Source organism: Staphylococcus sp. HMSC034C12 (assembly GCF_001835895.1).
Classification (GTDB): Bacteria; Bacillota; Bacilli; order Staphylococcales; family Staphylococcaceae; genus Staphylococcus; species Staphylococcus hominis.
Map to the genome: position 1 here is coordinate 1 of NZ_KV826350.1, position 10,360 is coordinate 10,360.

At 31.6% G+C, this 10,360-nt stretch carries 11 protein-coding genes; 10 read left to right on the forward strand and 1 reads right to left on the reverse strand.

The window, feature by feature from the left end:
• Positions 1-141: 141 nt before the first annotated feature.
• Positions 142-1,191: an ACP synthase gene (locus tag HMPREF2629_RS08945; protein WP_070508374.1), complete on the reverse strand. Its 1,050-nt coding sequence runs from the start codon at positions 1,189-1,191 to the stop codon at positions 142-144.
• 133 nt (positions 1,192-1,324) lie between these two features.
• Between HMPREF2629_RS08945 and ssb the strand changes: the two genes are divergently transcribed.
• The 10 genes from ssb to HMPREF2629_RS08995 all read left to right on the forward strand — a co-directional run bounded on the left by ssb (position 1,325) and on the right by HMPREF2629_RS08995 (position 10,283).
• Positions 1,325-1,615 (forward strand): cassette chromosome ssDNA-binding protein, encoded by a 291-nt coding sequence (ssb, locus tag HMPREF2629_RS08950; RefSeq protein ID WP_070813306.1) that lies wholly within the window; start codon positions 1,325-1,327, stop codon positions 1,613-1,615.
• Positions 1,615-3,381: a cassette chromosome replicative helicase gene (gene cch1, locus HMPREF2629_RS08955; protein WP_070813307.1), complete on the forward strand. Its 1,767-nt coding sequence runs from the start codon at positions 1,615-1,617 to the stop codon at positions 3,379-3,381. Before ssb ends, cch1 begins: the two co-directional genes overlap by 1 nt.
• A 212-nt stretch (positions 3,382-3,593) precedes the next feature.
• Positions 3,594-4,955: a cassette chromosome recombinase CcrA gene (gene ccrA / locus HMPREF2629_RS08960; RefSeq protein ID WP_070813308.1), complete on the forward strand. Its 1,362-nt coding sequence runs from the start codon at positions 3,594-3,596 to the stop codon at positions 4,953-4,955.
• Complete coding sequence (gene ccrB / locus HMPREF2629_RS08965; protein WP_070813309.1) at positions 4,952-6,577, forward strand: cassette chromosome recombinase CcrB; 1,626 nt, start codon at positions 4,952-4,954, stop codon at positions 6,575-6,577. Before ccrA ends, ccrB begins: the two co-directional genes overlap by 4 nt.
• Before the next feature lie 126 nt (positions 6,578-6,703).
• The gene (locus HMPREF2629_RS08970) at positions 6,704-7,231 is read left to right on the forward strand and encodes a hypothetical protein (RefSeq protein WP_070519312.1); all 528 of its coding nucleotides are present in this window, start codon (positions 6,704-6,706) and stop codon (positions 7,229-7,231) included.
• Between the two features lie 14 nt (positions 7,232-7,245).
• Positions 7,246-7,818, forward strand: a complete 573-nt coding sequence (locus HMPREF2629_RS08975; protein WP_070519314.1) for a hypothetical protein — start codon at positions 7,246-7,248, stop codon at positions 7,816-7,818.
• Positions 7,815-8,324, forward strand: a complete 510-nt coding sequence (locus tag HMPREF2629_RS08980) for a hypothetical protein (RefSeq protein WP_002505021.1) — start codon at positions 7,815-7,817, stop codon at positions 8,322-8,324. Before HMPREF2629_RS08975 ends, HMPREF2629_RS08980 begins: the two co-directional genes overlap by 4 nt.
• A 51-nt stretch (positions 8,325-8,375) precedes the next feature.
• Positions 8,376-8,993, forward strand: coding sequence for a hypothetical protein (locus tag HMPREF2629_RS08985; protein WP_070519316.1), 618 nt, complete (start codon positions 8,376-8,378; stop codon positions 8,991-8,993).
• A gap of 541 nt (positions 8,994-9,534) precedes the next feature.
• Positions 9,535-9,885, forward strand: coding sequence for an SAUGI family uracil-DNA glycosylase inhibitor (locus HMPREF2629_RS08990; protein WP_070813310.1), 351 nt, complete (start codon positions 9,535-9,537; stop codon positions 9,883-9,885).
• A gap of 86 nt (positions 9,886-9,971) precedes the next feature.
• Positions 9,972-10,283: a DUF960 family protein gene (locus HMPREF2629_RS08995; RefSeq protein ID WP_053018158.1), complete on the forward strand. Its 312-nt coding sequence runs from the start codon at positions 9,972-9,974 to the stop codon at positions 10,281-10,283.
• Positions 10,284-10,360 lie beyond the last annotated feature (77 nt).

Here is a 10,360-nt window from a genome sequence, read left to right on the forward strand (position 1 = left end):
TACGATGATTTCAAATGATTCCTCTGATTATTTCGCGCGATTTCCACAACATTTTTTGTATTTCAAAACGATTAAGACTATATTATCCTGGCTTAATATTAATTAATTTTAATTATATCTATAAATATTTTCAGTGAAAAACTATTTCTTTAAAGCATCTAATGCTTTAAAAAACAACGATACATTGTACTCAATATTGTTATGCTTTGTTTTTTCTCTAGGAAAGCAGTAGGCTTTATAATAATCAATTTTAACTTTCAACATATTTTGTTCAATAGATAAAGTTGCATTTGATAACGATTCTTCTAATCCTTTTTTAAATCTTTTAATCTGATCTTTTACGTATCTATACTTTTTAATAGATTTTTCTATTAGTATAATTCTTTTGTAATTATCTTTTTCTCCTTCACATGTATCTACAATATCTCTAATAATATATAATCTAACAACAGGTAATCGTATATCTATAAGTAAAATAATGACATATGATTGAATAAATTCGTTTAATTTTTTCTCAAACTCATAATCTGTTTTCTTTTGCCCTTTAAATGCCTTCAAATACAATTCTATCAAATAAAATAGTTCATTTAAAAAAGCCCAAGCATATTCCTGTTCTAATGCAACATAACTAATCAATTGATTATTAATATTATAAAACTGAATCTCATTATATAAATATTTCCAATGATCTTCCAATTTTTTATATGATATTTTTTCTCCTAACCGTACATATTCATCTTCTTTTTTTGACGTGTTATAGAGTGTGTCTATCTTTGTAACTAATCTTTTTTGGGTTTTATTTATTTCTGCTAATGCTTTTGAAGTAATATTTGAATCATAACTCATATGTGCATCTACTTTCTTTATCGCGAGTAGTGATTTCAATTGTTCTTCATTTATAAATGGGTTACGTTTAAAATTATTATTTTGACTATTGATATGCGTCATGATATTTAAATTACTGTAAATCTTATTGATACTTCGAAACTCAGTATCATCTAATAAATAATCGAAGTTTGAGTTTAAATGTTTTTTTATAAATGAAACTCTATCCATCTTTTGATGTTCATTTAAATCGCTTAAACTTCTTAATAACAATAAATCTTCATAAACCTCAACTGTTACATCCGACTTCAAATAATCAACTAAGTTTCCATACTTATCAATAATTTCTTCTAGCGTAGGTATCAATATATACCCCCCCTCCCCATTTTTTGTTCCGCGTCTAATCATAATGCTTCATTTATGCTTATTATAGCAATCAATTGAAGATAATTTATATGATATTGATTGACTCTCTAAAAATTATTGGAGGAATTTTTATATGAATAAAAAATCCAAGCAGCAAGAAAAGCTTTATAATTTTGTAATTGCCAAAGCTTTTCAACAATCAGTTGGAAGCATGTTCACTTATAGTGAATTAAGAAAGAAATATAGTGTGGTTTGTAGCACGAATGATCAACGTGAAGTAGGACGTCGTTTTGCTTACTGGATTAAGCACACACCAGGATTACCATTTGATACTGTAGGTACGAAAAACGGCAGTTTGTTATATCAAAAAGTAGGTCCACATCCACGTAATCATAGCAACACTTCGAAAGGAGGTGTTCGCTAATGTCAAAAAATATACTTGAAATAGGACCCTATTTTTTAAATTCAGCCGGTTGGTATGAAAACATACCATCTAAAAAAGATGGAGATAGTAAAAGAATAGTTACATTGGCTAGTTTTATTGTGATTACAGCAAAATTTCTAGATCCTTCGACAGGTACTGAAAAAATAGTTATCTCGAATACTAATGGCCAAAAAAATATCTTTGAGTCCGATATTTTATCATCTCGAAACTTACATTTCCTAATCAATTATGGTTATAGTATTAACGAAAAGCGCATCACGTCTTTAAGTAATGCCTTGCAACAAATGCGCAATCTATTATCACCTTCCCATTTGTATGAAGGTGTAGGCATACTAGCAACTCCATTCGGTTCCATTATATCGTTAAATGATGTCTATAAGACCAAAGAATTTGATGCTAACAACCCACCTGAACCAATTTGTGACACATCTTATGATTTAGCGCCTAAAGGTACGTTTGAAGATTGGTTTAATATGTATCTTAATGAGGTCAAAGGTCATTTTTATTTGGAATTAGCAACCATATTCGGAATTTCTGCCTTAGTAACAGCTTTCCTAAAGCACAACCATGAAATCGAATTTGCTGGTATCATCTTTAGTTTTACAGGTCAGTCATCAACTGGTAAATCAACAGCGGCTGCTTTAGCTGTATCAGTTGCTGGCAATCCTAATAAGGGGAACGAAACGCTCTTTAAAAATTGGAATGCCACACGTAATGCACTTGAAGGTTACTTGAGTAACAATTTTGGTGTACCTATTGTATTTGATGAACTCTCATCAGCAACTTTTAAAGATACAACGGGGCTATTATACTCCATCGCTGAAGGTCAAGGTCGTCAACGTTCAAACGTTCATGGAGAAGTTAAAACGCCTAAGAATTGGGGCACGTCTGTCATTTCAACATCAGAATACAGTATTTTTACTAATTCGGCTCAAAACGATGGATTACGTGTAAGAACCATCGAGATTAATGAACAATTTACTACAAATGCGACCAATGCTGACAATATCAAAAAAGCGGTTGCACAAAACTACGGGCATGTTTTACCGTTAGTTGCTGATTATCTTATTAAACGTGAAAATGAAGTCATTCAATGGTTTCAAGAGGAACATCATTGGTTTAAAGATAAATTGAAGGATGAAACAAATAATACTGGTATTCGTATGTTTAAGCGCTATGCGGCTATCACTACTTCGGCCAAGATTCTTAGTCATGTTTTAGCTACAGATATTGATATCGCTAAAATCAGAGACTACTTTATTGATTATCATGCTCATACAGTCTCTGAACGATCACTGGCAGATAAAGCGATCGAAGTCATTACGCAATTTGTAGCACAAAACCGTGGTAAGTTTTCTGATGACAAAGCGTTAAAGAATATGATGGAGAACTATGGACTAATTGCCTTAAAAGATGATTATATCGAAGTCAAAATCATTGCGTCTGTATTTAAAAATATGTTGGCAGAGCATCACTTCCAAGATGTTAATAATGTCGTGAATGCACTAAAGGATAAGGGATTTATCGAATCTGACCGTGATCGAATTACGAAAAAACGAACAGTCAAAGATGACAATGGCAAAAAACAGTCACTTGTCTTTTACCATTTAAAGCTAGATCCAGAATATGCGTCTATTTTTGGTCTAACTAAAGATGCTGAACCTGTTAAAACTAAAATTAATACGGATAACAAAGAGAATTTTAAGTTATGGAAAAAGCAAAATGATGAGTTAGCTGATCTTTAAATGACCACTTCTCAATACCTTTTTAATAACTTAAAGATGAAATTGTACAGGAGTAGATAAAATGGATGAATTGATTGAATTACTAGCTGATTTAATCGTTGAAGAGTTACAGAACGATAATTAATCATTGCGGTCCAACGTGTTAAAAGCACGTTGGACCTTTCATTCTAATTTACTCACAAATATATATTATCTTTTTGGAGGTGTATAACATGGAAGAAGCGATTGCTTATGTACGTCAAAGTACACTCAAACAACAAAGCTTAGCTACTCAAAAATCGCTCATTATGGATACCGCTAAGCAATATGGATGGTCTAATGTGACGTTTTATGATGATAAGAAAACAGGTCGACATACAAAACGTTCGGGCTATCAAAAAATGGTAGAAGCGATTCGTTCTGGAAAATGTAAAGTATTGTGTTGCTATCGCCTAAATCGGCTCCATCGTAATTTGAAAAATGCCATACAATTCTTTGAAATTTGTAAAACACATCATATCACGATTATCAGTGTTAACGATGGCTATTTTAACTTAGCTAAAGAGTTTGATTGTTTTCGCTTGAACATACTTATGAGTCTAGCGGAAATGGAATCAAACAATATCAGCGAACAAACAAAAAATGGGATTAGAGAAAAAGCCAAACAAGGTAAGCTAATCACAACTCATGCTCCGTTTGGCTATCGTTATAGACAAAGTCATTTTATTGTACATGAAGAAGAAGCGTATACAGTTAAAGCGGTCTATCGCTGGTACTTACAGGGTATAGGCTACAAAAAGATTTCCCAACATTTAGATAACCATCCTAAGCTTATTCCTCGTAAGCCCTATCAAGTTCGAAATATTCTCTTGAACCCTAACTATTGTGGTCGTGTCATTAATAAATATGGAACGTTTAATGATATCGTTCCATCTATTATTGATGTTGATACGTTTGAAGAAGCACAAGAGCGTCGTATTCACAAACAACACAATCGATCCAATTCTAGAAATAAGCTAAAGCGACGAATCAAATGTCCTTACTGTCAATCAACATTAACAAACTTAACGATAAAAAAAGAGAAACACTCTCTACGTTACTACGTTTGTCCTAAAAATATGAATGAAGCCTATCATACGTGTCCATTTAAAGGAATCAATGCGCAAATGATTGAAACAGAGGTCCTCAACACTTGTAAAGCATATTGTGACAATCAGTCATTTCATGACAAATTAAATGAGACAATACTAAAAGCTCTAAAACACCAACAAATGAAACACAGACAATCACATCTAACACAAGAACAACTCATCGAAAAACTGGCACAAAATCAAATTGATATCGAAACGTTTAAACGCTTATCTGCTGGCTTTGAAAGAGAAGAACGTTACTCTAATTATTCATCCAATCAAATTGCTGAAACAATCCGTCATGTAGTCAAAGATAAATTGACATTAGAAATCATAGCACCTTTGATTGATGACATTACAATAACTCAAACTAAACAGTTACAAGGAATCTACTTTAAAAATAGTCCACTCAATATCGTTGAACAATCACACTTAATAATATCTGAAAGGAATGAAGTCATATGAAACAACTCAAAAAGAAACGTATTGGATTATATGCACGTGTATCAACTGAAATGCAAACGGATGGTTACAGTATTCATGGTCAATTAAATCAACTTACAGAGTATTGTCAATTTCAAGGTTATGAAGTCGTTGATGAATATACCGATCGTGGTATATCAGGTAAAACAACGCAACGTCCTGAACTACAACGTATGTTAAAAGATGCTAAAGAAGGTAAATTAGATGGTATTATGGTATATAATACTACTCGTTTAGCTAGAAATACCTCAGATTTATTAAATATTGTCGAAGAATTGTATGAGATTAATGTTGAATTTTTTAGTCTAACTGAAAAAATAGAAATTGCGAGCTCCACAGGTAAGTTGATGCTCCAAATCTTAGCGAGCTTCGCAGAATTTGAAAGAAACGTTATTGTAGAAAACGTGTTTAATGGCCAAAGACAACGTGCTATTGAAGGTTATTACCAAGGTAATTTGCCTCTAGGCTATGATAAAGTACCTGACAGTAAAAAAGAGCTCATGATCAATCAACATGAAGCGAATATTGTTAAATATATTTTTGAGTCATACGCTAAAGGTCATGGTTATCGTAAGATTGCGAACGCATTGAATCATAAAGGTTATGTGACTAAGAAAGGGAAACCGTTTAGTATTTCGTCCATTACCTACATCATCTCTAACCCTTTTTACATTGGAAAGATACAGTTTGCGAAGTATAGACACTGGAGCGATAAGAGACGAAAAGGACTCAATGAGGAACCGATTATTGCAGACGGTAAGCATGCACCTATTATTGATAGAAACTTATGGGATAAAGTACAGTTTAAACGCCAAGAGAGTCGCAAGAAACCACAAGTCCATGGTAAAGGGACAAACCTACTGACTGGCATTGTAAAATGTCCGAAATGTGGTGCAGCAATGGCGGCAAGTAATACAACCAATACATTAAAAGATGGCACTAAGAAAAGAATCAGATATTACTCATGTAGTAATTTTAGAAACAAAGGTTCTAAAGTTTGTTCAGCCAATAGTGTTAGAGCAGATGTATTAGAAAAATATGTTATAGATCAGATATTGGAAATTATCAAAAGCAAAAAGGTATTGAAGCAATTGGTTGAAAAGGTAAATGAAAAAAGTCAAATAGACGTCTCTTCTTTAAATCATGATATTGCCTATAAACAGTCACAATGTGAAGAAATAAAGGCCAAAATGCATACATTAACGAAAACCATTGAAGACTCACCTGACTTAGACAGCGTATTGAAACCAACAATACTTAGCTACCAAGATGAATTGAATCAAATAAATAATCAAATCCATCAACTAGAACAAGATAAACAAGCGGAAGCTACACATTATGATGCTGATATGATTGCCAACATACTGCAAACAATATTCAAAGACATAGATAAATTAGAAAAATCACAGTTGAAATCACTATATCTAACAGTCATCGATCGTATTGATATCCGAAGAGATGAACAACATAAGAAGCAATTTTATGTTACGCTCAAATTGAATAATGAGATTATCAAACAACTATTTAATAACCATCCACTCGACGAAGTGCTCCTTAGCACTTCGTCTTTATTTTTGCCGCAAACATTGTATCTTACTATTTAATAAAAGAAATGAGTATAAATATTAACTAAAATAATAAATAATTAAAAATATAGTAGATACAATTATAAAAATTAGATAAAATTAATTTATTAAATTTTAAATATTACAAATAAAGGGGGAAAACGAATGAAAAAAATTATTAATGTTTTATTAATTGCGATACTTTCAGTTGTCTTCATTGGGTTAGTTTTATTTGTTCTTAATTTCGCTAAAGATATGTGGAGTGACAGTGATACTAAAATTGTTGACAAACATCAACATGAAACATCTAAAAATAAAAATAACAAACCTTCAAATAATCCTTCACAAAATAATAGCAATGAACAAAGCATCACTACTAGTATTGAAGAGCAAGATAATAACACTACTTCTACTAATAACAATGAAAATCTGTCAATTGAAACAAATACCTCTCAACAACAAGCTAGTACAAATAATCAACAAAATAGCACTACAAATGAAAATTCTGAAACTGCTTCTAATGTAGACGATATGTCAAACAAAGAATTGATGGATTACTATACTCAAAATATGAATGAAGATGATAAAAAAGTCGTCGAAGGAAGATTTGAATATCAAAAAGGTAATGAATACTCAGACTATATTAGAGAGCAATTAAAAAGTAATCCAGATGCTATCAATGCAACCAAATAAACAAGGAGTAAATCATGAAAAAAATTATTAATATTCTTTTAATTGCAATATTATCAGTGGTATTAATCGGGTTAGTACTATTTGGTGTTAGTTTTGCTAAAGATGCTTTTAACCACAATGAAAATCAAGAAAACAAAAAAACTACTCATCAAAGTACAAAAAAAGACAGTAAAACCGATAAAGATAAAATTAGTAACTCACAAGAAAAGAGCAATAATGAAAATAACGTTTCTTCTAACGATGAATCTGCAAATAATAACGAAAATCAAGAAGAAAATTCTCAAAATAATAGTACACAAACTCAAAACAATACTACTAATGAACAGAACTCTACTCAAAATAATAATACTAGTGAAAATAACATTACTCAGCAAACAGAAAATCAAGAGGAACCACCAGGAAAAAATAATTTTAATCAAGATGCTGTAAATAAATCTCTTGATGAAGCAGCGCAAAATCCAAATCAATTTGATGAAGATGGAGACGGCAAAATTGAAGATAGTGAACGAACAACAACTACAGATTTATTAGAATCTCAAGGAAGATTGAAAATATATAGTGATGATGAAAGTGAGAAAGAACAATGAAAACTGCAATAAAGATATTAAGTGTATTGATTGTCTTAGCAATATTAGCTATTGCTGGTCTTTTTGGATATAGCAAAGTCAAAGAAATCGACGATTTAAAAAAACAACTTAATCAAAAACAAACAGAAAATACACATAAAGATACCACTTCAAATCAACAAATAAATCAATCTAATGGAAATACTATAGAAACTTCTACGGACGAAAATAATAATGATGTAGCAAGTAATGAAGCACATAACAATACGTCTAATACTAAAGTGAATCGCAATAATGTATTTGACTATGTCATAAAAGGAATTAATGACAGTGGCGGTGACGCTTCATTAATAAGGTTTCAGGAGCCAACTTATGATGCTAGTAGTGATACTTGGTCTATCGTTGCCAATAACAAATCTGGGGCTGGCGCAACCTATAAAATAAATGTAACTAGTACTGGACATGTAACAATGTATGAAGGTATAGATGATGATGTAGTAATCGATGAGGATGTTTCTTTAAATTAATTATTTACTCACTCTATTATTTATTTATCAAAATCATAAGGAGAAAAATGAATGAAAAAAATTATTAATATTCTATTAATTGCAATACTATCAATCATATTTATTGGTTTAGCACTATTTGTAGTAAATTTTGCTAAAGATACGTTCATCAATGACAACACAAAAGCTGATACTGTAAGTAAAAAATCGAGTAAAGATAAAAAAGAAAAACAAAGTTCTGAACCAAATACAGAAGAAGTACAAACGTCTCAAGAAAATTCAAGTAACACTACTATAGAAAATAGTACAAGCGAACAAATATCTAATAACAATAATAATTCTGAATACCCTTCGAGCAAACAAGCAAATACAGAAAATGTACGAACTAATGAGTTTGGTCAAGTAATACATAAAACCAAGCGATATGGTATAGATTATATTGATGAATTTTCTTCTCCTGCTGAGGAAAGAGAGTATGAAGATCAAGTTATGTCACAAAGTGGAGGAGGCCCTACAGAACCAAAAGATAAAGTTGACGATGACGGAATGAGCCAAGATGAATTAGATAGTCTATCAGAAGATGAACAAGCAGGCATAGGATATAATCCAAATAATCCACGCGGTGACGTAGGTAGCCCTAGACCTATATATTCTGATGATGATACCGAAAATTCTAGTGAAGATGAATAATATTTTTTATTAATAATACAAATTGTAATACTAACGAAGTGCCTTGTAGCACTTCGTTTTTTCTTTCTTTAAAGTTTCTAACTAAGTTTAAGAATTCTCTTTATCAATTTCAATAACACTTATCTAATGAAACAGTCATTGCCGTCATTTTTTTCATGACTACACAATGCTTATATTGAAATTGCTAAAGAACATCCCACGATGATTTTTTACCGGGAAAGGAATGGGATTTGCAGATTCGAAGAAGCAGAAGGATTGTGCAAGCACAATCCCAAAATCCCGTTATTTTTTATAAATAAATAATATATATAAGGAAGCAGAGAGATACACAATCATTAATACTTATAAATAATGAGTTGATTGTTCGTCAAAATAGGCGGAATTTCGGGATTTCCTTGTTATACCAACGTTTATCACGGGTTTTTGTATGGAATTTTCTCTTATTCCCACCGGGATTCGTAATAAATGACAAATCAAATATATATTATCTCAATGATGTATATCAACTACATCACTATCACACTATCTAGGAGGCAATGATATGAAAATAACCACTCAAGAACTCAAACACTATATAACTCGTCTATTCCAACTATCTAACAATGAAACATGGGAATGTGAAGCGTTAGAAGACGCAGCAGAAAATATACTTCCTACTCGCTTTGTAGACCATACCCCACTTGCGCATCTTACACTTGAAACTTATACCTACTATAACGATGAACTACATGAGCTAAGTATCTATCCATTTCTTATGTACGCCAATAACCAGCTCATCAGCATTGGTTATCTAGATCATTTTGATATGGACTTTCTGTACCTTACAGATACTAAAAATACGATTATCGATGAACGTCATTTACTAAGAGAAGGAGGGAATGACCATGAATAATTGGATCAAAGTGGCACAAATATCTGTTACGATTATTAGCCAAGCAATTATCATCATGAAAGAAATTCAAGACGAGGTAAAATAACATGAAAATCAATCGCTACATTACAAGAGGCATTAATGAACACCTATCTTTAGACCTTCAAATCTTACTTTGGAATATGGTAAAAGAAAGAGATAATCAACCTCATACAGATTACCTACACATTTTTAGACTACAAGAAGATGAGAATATATTGTCAATCACACATGAACAAGAACAACCCGCGTACAAATTGGAATATCACTATACAAACTATGTAAAAAATCAAAATGCATTACCTAAGAAAGTCTATGTCATCCGAGAAGATGATGTAGACGCTTTTTATTATGTGATGCTTTTGCCCGAAGAATACTAAAAGGAGTGATTATATATATGAATACAATTAAAAATACGATATACACAGAAGCTATATTTAGCAAGGATGAAAAACAC

Bases quoted from the DNA above. Each gene is read 5' to 3' on its own strand.
- ssb (WP_070813306.1), top strand. From the start codon at position 1,325: ATGAATAAAAAATCCAAGCAGCAAGAAAAGCTTTATAATTTTGTAATT.
- cch1 (WP_070813307.1), top strand. From the start codon at position 1,615: ATGTCAAAAAATATACTTGAAATAGGACCCTATTTTTTAAATTCAGCC.
- ccrA (WP_070813308.1), top strand. From the start codon at position 3,594: ATGGAAGAAGCGATTGCTTATGTACGTCAAAGTACACTCAAACAACAA.
- ccrB (WP_070813309.1), top strand. From the start codon at position 4,952: ATGAAACAACTCAAAAAGAAACGTATTGGATTATATGCACGTGTATCA.
- HMPREF2629_RS08970 (WP_070519312.1), top strand. From the start codon at position 6,704: ATGAAAAAAATTATTAATGTTTTATTAATTGCGATACTTTCAGTTGTC.
- HMPREF2629_RS08975 (WP_070519314.1), top strand. From the start codon at position 7,246: ATGAAAAAAATTATTAATATTCTTTTAATTGCAATATTATCAGTGGTA.
- HMPREF2629_RS08980 (WP_002505021.1), top strand. From the start codon at position 7,815: ATGAAAACTGCAATAAAGATATTAAGTGTATTGATTGTCTTAGCAATA.
- HMPREF2629_RS08985 (WP_070519316.1), top strand. From the start codon at position 8,376: ATGAAAAAAATTATTAATATTCTATTAATTGCAATACTATCAATCATA.
- HMPREF2629_RS08990 (WP_070813310.1), top strand. From the start codon at position 9,535: ATGAAAATAACCACTCAAGAACTCAAACACTATATAACTCGTCTATTC.
- HMPREF2629_RS08995 (WP_053018158.1), top strand. From the start codon at position 9,972: ATGAAAATCAATCGCTACATTACAAGAGGCATTAATGAACACCTATCT.